Below are 12,429 nucleotides of genomic sequence, written 5' to 3' on the forward strand. Positions count from 1 at the left end.
GTTCCTGAACTTCATTTCCCACGCTGATGTAGATCATTTCCCACCGCTACCCTGACCAGTTGCGGTGCCCCCTACGGACTGCCACAGCCCGTTGGTAGGCCTCCGGTCGATAGCTGCCATGGAGCCACAGCTCGACGAGTACGATTATCAGGACGAGGATGTCTTCATGGACAGGGAGCCCGGCTTCTACGCGCTGTGGTACCGCCCGGAGTACACCCATCTGAGCATCGAGTGGCTGGAATCCGACAAGCCCCTGCTCACGCCGCGGATGCGAACGTCCCCAGCGGCGACTCCAGCTGCGCGCCGAATCTAGCCACCTCGCTGCCCGGCACCCCCGGCGGAAGTTCGATGCGTCCGGACATGCCGAGCTCCGCGTGGTCGGTGAGCAGAACGGTCCACGGAAAGAGCGCTCCCGGAGGGCTCACCTTCAGGGACCGCGCCGTACGGCCCGGAGCCGCCAAGGCGGTCGCCGGGTCGCGGTTCCAGGCGATGACCAATGGAGCGACGGACCGCGCGTCGCGCAGGCCGAGCTCGGCCATCAACGCGGGGAAGGGCACCCTCGACATCGTGTGCGCCTCGGCGATGACCTCGCGCGCGTGGCGCAGAGCCGTGTGTGCAGCCGAGTTCTCGGCCGCACGTGACCGCAAACGTCGTCGTGCCATTGCGTCGCGCGCATTCGCGAACCTTGTCCCACACCTGCGACCCGACCGAGAGCTCCTGCAGTTGACAGGACTCCTGGGCCGGACGGGCTTCGCCTTCCCCCTTCGGTAGCCAGCCCCTGACCCGGTCTGCCGCCGCCTGCAGGGCCAGCTTGCCGTCCGCCGAGGCGAGGTAGAGCCGTTGCCGACGCGCGTAGTGGGCATGGCCGTGCTCCACCGGGCCACGGGGTGTGTTGCCGGCCAGCGCCGCTGCCAACTCCTCGAGCACGATCCGGGCGCTCCAGGCGTCGACCACGATGTGGTGCCAGACGAGCAGCAGGCGGACCGTGTGCGGTGCGGAGAGGACCACGGCGCGCACCAGCGGCCCCCGACCGAGATCGAACGCCGGACGGTGTAGCGCGGCCAGCGCCTTCTGCCACGCGTCGTCCACCGCCTCATCGGGTGCCACGGGCTGCACCGTGACGGACAGGGGTGCGCCGTCGGTCACGAACTGCATGGTGGCGTCGTCGATACGTCCGAGGAAGACGGCATGCCGGTTGAGTACGGCCGTAAGCTCGCGGGCGATCTGATCTGGGTCGACCTCGCCGGTCAACTCCACTGCCACGGCCTCGTGGAACGCGCCAGGGGACGTGCTGGTCAACTCGGCGATCCGGATCCCGGCCTGGCCCGGCGTGAGTGGCACGGCGTCAACTACTCGTCTTTCGTCGACCGGTGCGGTGATGGCGGGCAACGTGGTGATCTCGGCCGCGAGGTCGGCCAGCGTCGTCGCGGCGAGTACGTGGCCTGCGGTGACTGCCCGGCCGACGGTCGTCCGCAGTGCGGCCGACAGCTGCGCCGCTTGCAGGGAGTCGCCGCCCAGCTCAGCGAATCCGACGTCGAGCACCGAGGACGGCGTCTCCCGCAGCACGGCGCGGCAGGCTTCCTCGACGGCTTGTTCGTTCGCGTTGCGAGGCGGCCGTGCCGGCCAGCTGTGCGGCTGGGGAAGCGCCGAACGGTCGAGCTTGCCGTCGGGCGTCATCGGTATCCGTTCCAGCGCGAAGAAGCGCCGGGGAACAGCCTGCGCGGGAAGCGCCTCGGCCAGGCGACCCTTGATCTCGCTCCACAGGTCGCCGCTGGTGTCGGTGGCGGTGCCCGAGAGCACGACGAAGGCCGTCAGCATCGAGGGGCCGCCGGGGCTCGTCGGCCACGGACGCACGGCGACGTCCGCTATCTCCGGAAGCTGCCGGAGCGCCGCCTCGGTCTCCGCCGGCTCGACGCGAACGCCGTCGATCTTGAGTTGGTCGTCGATCCTGCCGCGGAAGGTCAGGGCGCCGGCGGCGTCAGCGACGACGAGGTCGCCGGTCCGGTACATGAGGCCGTCGCCGTCGGCGGCGGGCAGGAAACGCTCCGCGGTTCGCTGCGGAGCGTGGAGGTAGCCGATCGCCAGACCACGGCCCGCGACGAACAGTTCCCCGACCTGTCCCTGCTCGACCGGAACCAATTGCTCGTCGAGCACGAATCCGCGGTTGCCCTCGAAGACCGCACCGATCGGCGTCCGCTGTTGTGGATCGTCACACCGGTCGGGAACCACGTACAACGTGGCACATACGGTCGTCTCGGTCGGCCCGTATCCATTGATGACGACCATCCCGGGTATGCGGGACCGCAGTTGGACGAGCAGACCGATCGGAATCGGCTCGACACCGGACAGCAGCCGCCGGAGCGAAGGAGCCGACTCGCGACGGAGTACCCGGTCGCGCAGAACAGGAAGGAACTGAGCCGGCAGGTACGCCGAATCGATGCGCTGCTCGGCCAGGTAGTCGAGGGTGGCGTCGATGTCGCGGCGGTGCACATCCGGCACGGGGACCAGGGCCCCGCCGCTGCACAGTGCGTTCCACATCTCGTAGACGGAGACGTCGAATCCGGGCGAGGTCCACCAGCTGTGGCGTGCGCCGGGGCCGAGTGGTGACCGGCGCTGAAACGCAGCCAACAAGTTGTGCACGCCGCGCGCCGGGACTACAACGCCCTTGGGCGTACCGGTGGATCCAGATGTGTAGATGACATAGGCAGGATCGTCGGCACTCGTCGCGGGGTCGTGTCGATCGGTCAGGGCGGGACGGATCGATAGGGGGTCGGTTGCGTGCCGGATGTCATCGGCCCGCAGAACGGCTGACGGCCGGGCGTCCCGCAAGATCTGCTCACGCCGCTTCGCCGGGCCGGTCACGTCCAGCGGGAGGTACGCCGCACCGACTGCGAGCGTGGCCAGCACACTGACGACGAAACCCGGTCCGACCGGCATCTCGATCGCCACGACGTCATCGACACCGATATTCCGTGCGGACAGTCCGTCCGCAACTGCGGTGGCGGCAGAGGCCAGCTCGCGGTAATCGAGAACTGCTCCGGGCTGTCAAAAGCTTGAAGGTCGGGATGGGCTCGGGCGACTTCCAAAAAAGTTCGCCACAAGTTGCCGTCCATCGAATCAAGGCCTCCGTGCACGGCTTTTCCCCGCAGTTGAGCATGACAATGTCGTCGGCAGCCTACATGACGCCCACCCAACTGAGTTCAGCGGAAAGGAGAATGAGCGGACGAGTGAATGCGAATAGACCTGACCATGCCCCGCAACTCTGGCCCCGCGGGTGGGATGCTCCGGCGGGATAAGCACTGATGACCGAGAATCCACAGGCGCCGGCTGGAGGGAAGCGGTCAGACCCGATAACGCTGCCGTTCCGAAGTGGAGAAGGCGCCGTCCCGCTCGCATCCTGCTCATGCAGAGCATGGACAACCTCCAAGGGCCTGCCCCGTTTGCATACCGGGCAGCCAACCGAGAGGAACGCACAACTTCCAAGCAGGCAAAGCGAGTTGTCTCACGAGGCGAATCGCGATGAACCTCTTACCGTTCGGAACCAGGACCAAACCGCCCCGTCGAAACGGGTTCCGGCCTCCCAACAGCCCTATCCGCGAACGCTACAAAAACCAGCCCGCGCGGGCGGCCAACACCCCGGCCTCAAAGCGGCTGCGCGCCTCCAAGCGGGCCATCAGGATGGACACCGTGCGCCGAACCGTGCGAAGCGAGACACCCAGCTTCTTGCTGATCGCCTCGTCCGTGTGGCCGCTCGACATGAGGTACATCAACTCTCGTTCCCTGCGGGAGAGTCCGGTGCCGTCGGGACCATCCTGTTCGTACCAGGGGATCCCGGCGTCCCAGAAGCGCATGAAGAGCACGTGGAGGGCCTCCACGGCCCCTCGGCTGCGGATCTCCAGAGCCCCCTGCCGGCCGTCCTCCGGGTCGAGGGGAACGAGGGCGACCTCCCGGTCGACGATGACCATGAGCATGGGGAGGCTGGGCACGGTCCGAGTTTCACCACCCAGAGTGGACAACCAGTGGACATACTCCCGCGTGCCCGAATCGTTCCGAAAGCTGTCCTGGTACAACGTAAGCAGAGAGACACCGCGCTCCAGGGCCAATTGATCGAGGGGTTTGCTCGACTCCATCACATCCGGACGCTGGGCACCGCCGGGGAAGAAGGAAAGGCATTCCGTGTGAGCGGTCGCGGCGAGCTGTTCGAGACGGAGCCGGACCGCCTCCAAGCCGAAGAGTTGCTGAACGACCTCTGGCGCGTGCCGCTGCTTTCCGTGCCGCATGATGAGCGACGCTGCGGCCGATCGGGCTGCTTCCAGTTGCCGCTGCCTGGCAGCCAACTCCAGCTCGATCCGGTTCAGAAGGACACCGAGCCCTACTTCCGGGCTCACGGTGAGAAACTCTTCTCCGCTCTCCTCCTGACGGAGAAGGCGCAGGTCGGCCAGGTCATCGAGGATGCTCCGGATATCCTTCTCCGAAAGGGACAAATGGGCAGCGATCTGACGTACGCCCATTTCAGGCCGCTCTAGAAGCAATCGATAAACTGCCTCCATATCAGACTCTAGACCGAGCGCCTCCAGCAACAGGCTCCCCTCCCCGTGATGGCCGGCAGGATCCCCATGACTCTCACGGGATGCGAATTAAACTCTCAGAACCTGCCGGCAAGAGACCGAATGCTGAGCCGCATGTTACCATCTCGATGCGGAACCGTTTCTTCCTGGTCGGCGACCATCGCGGAGCGTCAAAGCGTCGATACAGCGACCGCCGCACGGTATTCGGCGGGAACCTCTACATCCGAGAGGCTCCACCGATCGACGGCCTCCGGCGCTTTTGAACTCCCCACGTAGGGCTGCTCGATGCCGTGCGTCAGCCCCGCGCCCATGCCCTTGAGGCAGGCCTCCTTGCGGGTCCAGCAGCGCAAGAACGCATCGTCGCGCTCCGCCGGAAGTAGAGCGGCGAGCTCAGCCCGCTCCACGGGGTGGAGCGTGGCCCATAGTTCGTCAACGGTGCCCCGTGCGGGCATCGCCTCGACGTCGACGCCAACGGGCGTGCGTGCGAAGGCATACAGGACCAAGTCCTCGCTGTGTGACAGCGAGAAGTGCAGGTCCGGCCGGTGCAGTGCCGGCCGCCCATCGGGCCGGCCACACCGCTTGCAAGGCTGCCGGACGATCGACACCTCAGCCGGGTCCTGCCGGAGGTAGGCACCGGCCAACTGGTGCAGCACCACATGGGCGACGCTGTAGCAGTGCCGGTCGGTCTCGTGCGCGAACCGCCCTCGGCGCCGGACCTCGTCCGGCGAGAGCAGGGCGACGGCAGCCGGGTCCAAGGGGTATTCGCCGGCCTGGACCAGCCAGAGCTGCGGCGGGCCGCCCACCTCCGGGAGCTCGAGTCCCCGACTCAGGGGCCCTTCTCCAACGGGTGACGGAATCACGGTCGCCGCCGCGGAACCTCACATGCCATATCCCTGTCCATCAGGCTGCCTTTGACCGGCCGGCACCGCGGCCCCGGACGTCGGCGAAGGACGTCATCAGACCGGACACGTCGTCCAGCGGCTGGCGATTGCTGCTCGTGGACGGGTCCGGCGTACCGATGTCCAGGGACCCGAGCAGCCGCTCGCCCGGCATCAGGCCGAGCAGTTCACCGGCGGTCGTACTGCGGGTCAGGGCGCCGGTCCGCCAGATGCTGCCGTAACCGCGCGCGTGCAGCAGCAGCATCAGCGAGTACGTCATGCAGGTGGCGGCAGCCATCTGCTCCCACTCCGGAATCTTGCTCTCGCGCGGCGTGAAGACAAGCGCGGCGACTAGGGGCGCCCGCCGCAGCTTGGCCCTCATCCGCTCCGCCGCCACTTCGTCGGCGCCCGCCTCCTCGGCCAGGCAGTCCCCCAGAGCGTCCCGGTCGTCGTCCCGGAGCAGCACCCAGCGCCAAGGCCGCAGCCGCCCGTGGTCGGGGGCGGTACCCGCCCCGCGCAGCAGGTAGGCGAACTCCGTCTCACCGGGTGCCGGGCTGTGCAGCGTCTGCTCGCTGCGCCGGGTCATGACTGCCGTCATCACGTCCATGGGGGATCCTTTCCTTGGTGGGTGCTAGAGACTCAGCGGCGGATTTCGAGGGTGCAGCACTTCACGCTGCCGCCGCCCTTGAGGAGTTCGGACAGGTCCATGCCGATGGTGTTGAACCCGCGGGCGCGCAGCTGCTCGGCAAGCCCGCTCGCGGCCTCCGGAAGGACGACGTTGATGCCGTCCGAGACCGCGTTCAGGCCGAAGACCGCCGCGTCCGCCGCAGACACCTCGAGGGCGTCCGGGAAGAGCGTCCGCAGCACCTGACGGCTGCTCGGGGCGAACGCCTCGGGGTGGTACATGATCTCGTCGCCGTCGAGGACGGTCAGAGCCGTGTCGAGGTGGTAGTAACGCGGGTCTACGAGTTCAAGGCTGATGACGGGGCGCCCGAAGAAGGACTGCGCCTCCTGGTGGCTGCGCTCGTCGCTGCGGAAGCCGTAGCCCGCCAGGACGAACCGGTCGGTGACGAGGAAGTCGCCCTCGCCCTCATTGACGTACTGCGGGTCGTGACGCGCGGTGAAGCCGTTGGCCCGGAACCATTCCAGGTAGGCGGCGCCTTCGGGGCGGCGCTCCTCGTTGCGGAAGCTCGCGCCCAACACGCGGCCGTCCACGACGGTGGCACCGTTGGCGGCGTACACCATGTCGGGCAGGCCGCGCACCGGCTCGATCAGATCGACGGTGTGGCCCAGTTCCACGTAGAGCTCACGCAGCCGCTCCCACTGGAGGACGGCGAGGTCGGTGTCGACCGGCTTGGCCGGGTCCATCCACGGGTTGATGGCGTACACGACCTCGAAGTGAGTCGGTCGGCACATCAGGTAGTGGCGGCGGCGCTGTACACGGGTTGGCGCGGCGGGGGCGGTCGTGTCGGAAGGCATGTGAATCCCAGGGTGTGAAGGCCACCCAGTGGTGGCGGACAACGGGTGCAGGCGTGCGCGCTGCGCTTCAGTGGGGCGGGACGGGCGTGTAGTGGACCAGCTCCACCAGGAGCTCGGCGGGTTCGGGCTGGTAGAGGAAGGTGACGCTCATGCCCGGCCGGGCGCCACGGCACGGCTCGGCATCGAGGGCGATGAGTCCGCCGCGGCGCAGCCGGTCCGTCTCGTGGGCGAGGTCGTCCACGACGAAGGCGAGGTGGTAGAGACCGGGGCCCACGCCCGCCAGCCGGCCGTCGACCGCCGAACCGGCTCTGGTGGGCGAGACCAGCTCCACGGCAGTGCCCGCCCGTTCACCGGGGAGCTGCCAGAACTCACAGGCGACACCGTAGGCATCGGCCTCTCCCTGATCCGCCAGGACCAGGCCCAGGGCGGCCAGCTGGGCGCCGGCACCGGCGGGATCAGCCGTGGCGAGCCCGACGTGATCGACGCCGAGGATCACGGTTCGACTCCTGTCGCCCGGGCGGTGGCCTCAGCCCGCATGCGCGCCGGAAACGGCGGAGAGACGGCCGGAGATCTCTTCGGCCAGCTCTCCCACGGTCTCGAACTTCATGTAGGAACGGAGGTCCAGCTGAACCCCGTAGGTCTGCTCGACCGTGGCCAGCAGACGCATGGCCGCGAGGCTGCCCCAGCTGCCGAGCCCGGCGAACCGCGAGTCCGGGGTGATGCCGTCCACAGGGTGCTGGGCGACACGTGCGACGAGGGGCCGCAGGGTACTCATCACGTCAGACATTCCATTGCCTCCTTGGTAACGAGGGTGATCCAGTCGGGGGTCAGGATGGGGAGCCGGTCGAGGGGGACCTGGTAACGGACCGTCGTGTCGGCGGCATCGGCACCGGCCGGGCCGGTGCCTTCGGGTTCGTCGGCACGGCCGAAGCCGGCGGACGGATAGAGGGCGGCCGCGGGCGCATTGCGCGCGGTCGGCCTGAAGCGGGCCTCCAGGACTCCGGCCCCGGCCTCGCGGGCCGATTCGGCGACGTATTGGAGGACGGCCTGCTCGACGCCGCGGGACAACACCCGGCAGCTGAGCACCAGGTTCCGCACGGTCCAGCGGTCCGGACCGCGGTCCAGCCAGACGCCGCCGATCACTCCCTCGGTGCCGAAGCGGTCGGTCACCTCGACCGCGAGCACGAGGTGCTCGGGCGAGTGGGCGAGCTGCCGTGTGAGAGCTTCGCCATGGGCCTGGCCGGTCATGTTGAACTGGTTGGTGCGCTGTTCGAGCTGGACGAGCCGGGGCAGGGTGAAGTCGTCCGCGGGGCCGACGGTCACGCGGATGCCGAGCGCCCGCAGATAGTCCTCCGCGGTGGCGTGAGCAGTGCCGAGCTGGTGTCGCTCGCGCCGGCCCCGGTAGAGCGTGGTGCGTTCGGCGTCGGTGGCCGTGACGCCCAGCTGCGCGAAGCGGGCGGCTTCGAGCACCTTTTCCGTGTGGCAGGCGGGATCGCCGTCCAGGTGTACGACGTGGACCTGCGGCAGCGAGCTCGCCACCATGCCGCACTCGAAGGGGCTGTCGTCGGCGAAGACGAACGCGTCGAGCCCGAGGTTCAGCTCCTTCGCGAGAGCTGCAACATGCAGGTCCTTGCGCTGCCAGTCGGCGACGACGGCGACGAAGTCGTCCGGGCGGAGCACCATGTCCGGGTGTCCGGCCAGGACCTCGTCGACCAGCGCCTTCTCGTTCTTGCTGCACACCGCCAAGAGCACCCCCTGGCGGCGCAGGGCCAGGGCCCGGCGCTGCAGGTCGGTGTAACAGTCGCCGGGGTAGAGCGTGCCCAGCTCGATCCCGGCCGGGCCGTCGTCGCCCAGGACCCCGCCCCACAGCGTGTTGTCGAGGTCGAGGACCAGGACCTTGCGGCCGAGGCCGGCTACGGCCCGGCAGAAGGCCGTGGCCTCCCGGACGTAGGCCAGCTCCACGGCGGGTGTCCACGCCTTGCGGCCGAAACGGTACTGGCGTTCGTCACGCACCGGCCCGGGGACGTCCGTGAGCAACGCCTCCAGGTCGACGGTATAGACCCCGTCGTTGGTCTCACCCGCCAAGAGGAGCGCGATGTTGGCCTCGCGCCAGATCCGGCCCAGGGCGGCCCCGCCCCGGAAGCTGATCACGCTCCGGCGGTCCGGGCGGGGCAGCGGCACGGTGTGCAGCAGTACGACGGAGCCGGTGCGGGCGGCGAAGGCCGCCGCAACCGCCGTGTGCAGGTCGACCCGGTCCCGGAGCTCTGTCTGGACGCCGTCCCAGTCGGACGGGTCCCAATCGCGCGGGAGCAGTGCCCCGGCGTCCTGGAGACAGAGCGTTACCTGGGGTTCGAAGTCCGCGAGTGCGGAACGCGGATCGGTCAGCTCGATGCCGAGCTGGTCGTACGGGCAGAAGTGGAACTCCGCGTCGATGCCGGCGGACAGCAGTGCTGCCCGCAGCAGCGGTACGACGTCGTCGGCGGTGAAGGTGGCGGCGACGGCCACCCGCAGGGTGGTGGTGCGGGCGTCCGCCGAGCGGGACAGCTGGGCCGCGGTGACGCCGTCGAGGAGGCGGCCGGCCTCGTGGAGGAGCAGGGCGTCGTCGAGGGTGTCGAGCTCCTCCGCGAGTTCCGGGTCGCCGGCCCCGGACGAGGCGCGCAGGGCGCTGATCCGTTCGAGCAGGTCGTCCCCCCGGAAGGGGGTCCCGGCGGTCCGCGAGCCGGTCATGACCCGTCGGCCGTCCACTCGGGCTGTTCCAGGATCTCGACGATGGCGCAGGCGTAGGTGAAGCCCATGCCGATTCCGCACAGCGCCACCCGGTCCCCGGGGCTGACCTGACCGGTCTCCAGGAGGTGGGTGAGTCCGGCGATCTGGTCCGCCGCTCCGATGTGCCCGACCCGGCGGCCCCACTCGTAGGTGGTCCGGTCGTCCTCGATGCCGAACGTGGCCCGGAAGTCGATGTCGTCGAGGGTCTTGCCCACGTTGGTGAGCACCCAGCGGTCGATGTCCGCGGCGGTGAGCCCGGCGTCCGCGAGGGCGACCGACACGCTCTCCTTCTGGCGCTCGGTGAGCGACTGGACGATCTTCAGCAGGAGCTCGCCGTTCTCCAGGAGGTACTCGTCCCGGCGGGCCCGGAGGTCGACGGGGCTGTCGCTCGCGTTCTCGACCTCCTCGAAGGGCTTGTTCCCGAGGTACACCGCGCCGTAGGTGCCGTCGCTGATGACGGCCGTGGACAGCAGCCTGGCCACGCCGCCCTGCCGGGAGAGCACGAGTCCGGTTCCTCCGTCACCGAAGACCACGCCCTTGTCGGAGCGGTAGCGGTCGAAGGAGGGGAGGGCGAAGATGTCGCTGGTGGTGAGCAGGGCCGCGGAGGTCTTGGACCGGACGCTCAGATAGGACGCAGCGATCTCCAGGGCGGCCAGGCCGCCGTTGGAGTACTGCTTGACCTCCACCGCGGCGGCACGGCCGCCGATGGTGCGGCCCTGGACGTAGGAGGCCGGGGCGAAGTGGTCGAGGCCCTGGTTGTTGCAGCTGGAGTGGACGACCAGATCGATGTCCTCGGCCGCCACCGTGCTGCGGCCCATGGTCAGGTCGGCGGCCTTCACCGCGAGGTCGACGGCGGGTCCGTCGTCGACCACGCTGATGGACAGATAGCCGTCGGCGACGGCCTCGGCCTCGTCGTAGCGGCCCTCGGCCACGGTGACCGAGGTCTCCTCGAGGCGCCCCAGGACAGCCCCGCAGGCGTTGAGATAAATTCCGTTCCACCGCATTGTGTGCGGTCTCCTTTCATTGGGCGGTCCCAGGGCCTCGTGGTGCTCACACGGACTTACCTGCGGACCATGCAGTACTCCTCGTGAGCCGTGGCACGGCTCAGGAGATCGGCCCGGCCGCTGCCGTCCGCGATCTGCTTCAGCAGCGTGAAGACCTCGTCGCCCGAGATGTCGGAGGCGAAGTGCTGCTTGATCAGCAGGGTCTGGATTTCCTGGTAGTTGCGCTCGTCGAGGACCTTGGCCAGGTCGAGCAGGGCCTGCCGGCTCTCCGCACCGAGCGGCGGGCGTTCGGCTATGTTGTCCGCCGGTACGTCGGGCCGGGCCTGGACCTCTGCGGCGAGGACCTGCGAGAAGTCCTCGGCCGTGAAGTCGCAGATGACGTGGACGCGGTCGCGGTCCGAGAAGGAGCCGACGGAGTGGGTCCGGGTGGCGTCGAGCAGCCACAGTTCGCCACGGCGCATCCGGAAGACGGTGTTGTCCTCGGAGGCGAAGACGTTGTCATCGGTCTGCAGCGGCAGGTGGACCCGCACCATGTCGGCCTTGAGTTCCAGGAAGTCGCGGTGCGGCACGTAGACGCTGCCGGGTGCGAGCCGCATGAAGCGCGCGTACTTGAGGAGATCGGTGCGGAAGTACCGGCCGATCAGCTCGCGGACGTACGTCAGCGCCTCGCCGTGGGGCGTGGGCCGCGCCGATCCCTCGTAGTCGCCCAGGGACGACTCGGCCAGGCTGCCGGTCTGGTTCCACAGCATGGTGCTGCGCAGCATGCCGCTGCTGACGAAGTCGGCGTACGAGTCGTTGTACGCGAAGCCCTCGGAGACGGCGAGGTCGGCGGCCAGGCGCTCCTCGTCGAGCTGGAGCGCCGCTATTCGGTGGCTCCGCACGGTCAGGCTGCCTGGGCCGCGGCGAGCAGGGAGGGCAGGCCGAGGGAGTCGGCGAACGCGTTCAGGGCGCCGGCCCAGCTGGCGGAGTACTCGGTGGTCATCTCGGCGAAGGCGCGGGCCTCGTCCTCACTGGTGACGAAGAAGGTCATGCCGGTCTCGTCGCTGCTGACCTGGGCCGCGTGCATCGTCTCGGCCTTGATGTGCGAGTCGATCCAGGCGAGGTCTTCGGTGTTCGGGAAGAGGCGCTTGCCGTCCACTTCCAGCTTGCCGTAGACGCGGCGGAAGCCGACGGCGATGTCGAGGGCGATGGTCTCGACGACACGCAGCTGCACGGCGGCGCCGAGCGGGTTGTCCGCGTAGCGCTCCATGTTCTCGATGAGGCGCACGACGCCCTCGGGGAGCTCCTCGGCAGTGGCGCGGCCGGCCTCGTCGACGTGCTCGGACAGCGGCTTGATGATGGCGTCCTCCCACCACACGTAGTGCGCTCCGGCGGGTCCCTTGGGGGAAACCGCGCTGAACACCGGTGCGAGGTTGTCCAGGTCATCGCCGATGACGCGGAACATGGTCTGGAAGGCGGCCAGGGCGTCGCTGGGCGGCGAGTGCTGGGCGTTGAGGGTGCGGGCCGCCGCGCCGAGGCCGGACAGCGTGGTGAACATGAACACCTTGGTCATCGCGCGCCACTGGTGGGCGACGGCCAGCGGACCGGTGAAATCGCCCGTCCCGAACCCCCGGGCCAAGCTGAAGAAGCGGTTCTCCGCGCGGGCGAGTCCGGCCTCGGCGATCTCCCGGTCGACGAGTTCGTCGAGCGCGCTGCGCGAGTCGGCGGTGATTGCGATATCAGTCACGGCTACTC

The 12,429-nt window shown here is 68.8% G+C and carries 12 protein-coding genes and 1 pseudogene; 1 reads left to right on the forward strand and 12 read right to left on the reverse strand.

The window, feature by feature from the left end:
* Positions 1–118: 118 nt before the first annotated feature.
* A complete protein-coding gene (locus ACIBAE_RS18625; RefSeq protein WP_399286297.1) occupies positions 119–313 on the forward strand; it encodes a hypothetical protein in 195 nt (64 codons plus the stop codon).
* Here ACIBAE_RS18625 and ACIBAE_RS18630 read toward each other — a convergent pair.
* From ACIBAE_RS18630 to ACIBAE_RS18685, 12 genes and pseudogenes are all read right to left on the reverse strand, one after another.
* On the reverse strand, positions 310–1,677 hold the full coding sequence (locus ACIBAE_RS18630; RefSeq protein WP_399286542.1) for a condensation domain-containing protein: 1,368 nt from the start codon (positions 1,675–1,677) through the stop codon (positions 310–312). The genes ACIBAE_RS18625 and ACIBAE_RS18630 overlap by 4 nt on opposite strands.
* Positions 1,672–3,018: pseudogene (locus tag ACIBAE_RS18635) on the reverse strand (amino acid adenylation domain-containing protein); the annotation flags it as partial. The pseudogene ACIBAE_RS18635 and the gene ACIBAE_RS18630, both read right to left, overlap by 6 nt.
* A gap of 584 nt (positions 3,019–3,602) precedes the next feature.
* Positions 3,603–4,580, reverse strand: a complete 978-nt coding sequence (locus tag ACIBAE_RS18640; RefSeq protein ID WP_399286300.1) for a LuxR C-terminal-related transcriptional regulator — start codon at positions 4,578–4,580, stop codon at positions 3,603–3,605.
* A 158-nt stretch (positions 4,581–4,738) separates the two neighbouring features.
* Positions 4,739–5,371 carry a 4'-phosphopantetheinyl transferase family protein gene (locus ACIBAE_RS18645; protein WP_399286302.1) on the reverse strand — a complete coding sequence of 211 codons (633 nt, stop codon included), beginning with the start codon at positions 5,369–5,371 and terminating at the stop codon, positions 4,739–4,741.
* A 97-nt stretch (positions 5,372–5,468) separates the two neighbouring features.
* Positions 5,469–6,053 carry a nitroreductase gene (locus ACIBAE_RS18650; RefSeq protein WP_399286305.1) on the reverse strand — a complete coding sequence of 195 codons (585 nt, stop codon included), beginning with the start codon at positions 6,051–6,053 and terminating at the stop codon, positions 5,469–5,471.
* 32 nt (positions 6,054–6,085) lie between these two features.
* Entirely contained in the window at positions 6,086–6,925 is an 840-nt protein-coding gene (gene ddaH, locus ACIBAE_RS18655; protein ID WP_399286308.1) for a dimethylargininase, read from the reverse strand.
* Between the two features lie 67 nt (positions 6,926–6,992).
* Positions 6,993–7,421, reverse strand: coding sequence for a VOC family protein (locus tag ACIBAE_RS18660; RefSeq protein ID WP_399286311.1), 429 nt, complete (start codon positions 7,419–7,421; stop codon positions 6,993–6,995).
* 30 nt (positions 7,422–7,451) lie between these two features.
* Positions 7,452–7,712, reverse strand: coding sequence for an acyl carrier protein (locus tag ACIBAE_RS18665; protein WP_399286314.1), 261 nt, complete (start codon positions 7,710–7,712; stop codon positions 7,452–7,454).
* Positions 7,700–9,652: an HAD-IIIC family phosphatase gene (locus ACIBAE_RS18670; protein WP_399286317.1), complete on the reverse strand. Its 1,953-nt coding sequence runs from the start codon at positions 9,650–9,652 to the stop codon at positions 7,700–7,702. Before ACIBAE_RS18670 ends, ACIBAE_RS18665 begins: the two co-directional genes overlap by 13 nt.
* Complete coding sequence (locus ACIBAE_RS18675; protein ID WP_399286320.1) at positions 9,649–10,695, reverse strand: ketoacyl-ACP synthase III family protein; 1,047 nt, start codon at positions 10,693–10,695, stop codon at positions 9,649–9,651. The genes ACIBAE_RS18670 and ACIBAE_RS18675 overlap by 4 nt, the downstream gene beginning before the upstream one ends.
* A 56-nt stretch (positions 10,696–10,751) precedes the next feature.
* On the reverse strand, positions 10,752–11,576 hold the full coding sequence (locus ACIBAE_RS18680) for an aspartyl/asparaginyl beta-hydroxylase domain-containing protein (protein ID WP_399286323.1): 825 nt from the start codon (positions 11,574–11,576) through the stop codon (positions 10,752–10,754).
* A 2-nt stretch (positions 11,577–11,578) separates the two neighbouring features.
* A complete protein-coding gene (locus ACIBAE_RS18685) occupies positions 11,579–12,421 on the reverse strand; it encodes a DUF6202 family protein (protein ID WP_399286326.1) in 843 nt (280 codons plus the stop codon).
* Positions 12,422–12,429 lie beyond the last annotated feature (8 nt).

Origin of the sequence: Streptomyces sp. NPDC051569 (assembly GCF_044454085.1) — a bacterium.
Taxonomy (GTDB): domain Bacteria; phylum Actinomycetota; class Actinomycetes; order Streptomycetales; family Streptomycetaceae; genus Streptomyces.

Bases quoted from the DNA above. Each gene is read 5' to 3' on its own strand.
- ACIBAE_RS18630 (WP_399286542.1), bottom strand. From the start codon at position 1,677: ATGACGCCCGACGGCAAGCTCGACCGTTCGGCGCTTCCCCAGCCGCAC.
- ACIBAE_RS18665 (WP_399286314.1), bottom strand. From the start codon at position 7,712: ATGTCTGACGTGATGAGTACCCTGCGGCCCCTCGTCGCACGTGTCGCC.
- ddaH (WP_399286308.1), bottom strand. From the start codon at position 6,925: ATGCCTTCCGACACGACCGCCCCCGCCGCGCCAACCCGTGTACAGCGC.
- ACIBAE_RS18650 (WP_399286305.1), bottom strand. From the start codon at position 6,053: ATGGACGTGATGACGGCAGTCATGACCCGGCGCAGCGAGCAGACGCTG.
- ACIBAE_RS18670 (WP_399286317.1), bottom strand. From the start codon at position 9,652: ATGACCGGCTCGCGGACCGCCGGGACCCCCTTCCGGGGGGACGACCTG.
- ACIBAE_RS18675 (WP_399286320.1), bottom strand. From the start codon at position 10,695: ATGCGGTGGAACGGAATTTATCTCAACGCCTGCGGGGCTGTCCTGGGG.
- ACIBAE_RS18625 (WP_399286297.1), top strand. From the start codon at position 119: ATGGAGCCACAGCTCGACGAGTACGATTATCAGGACGAGGATGTCTTC.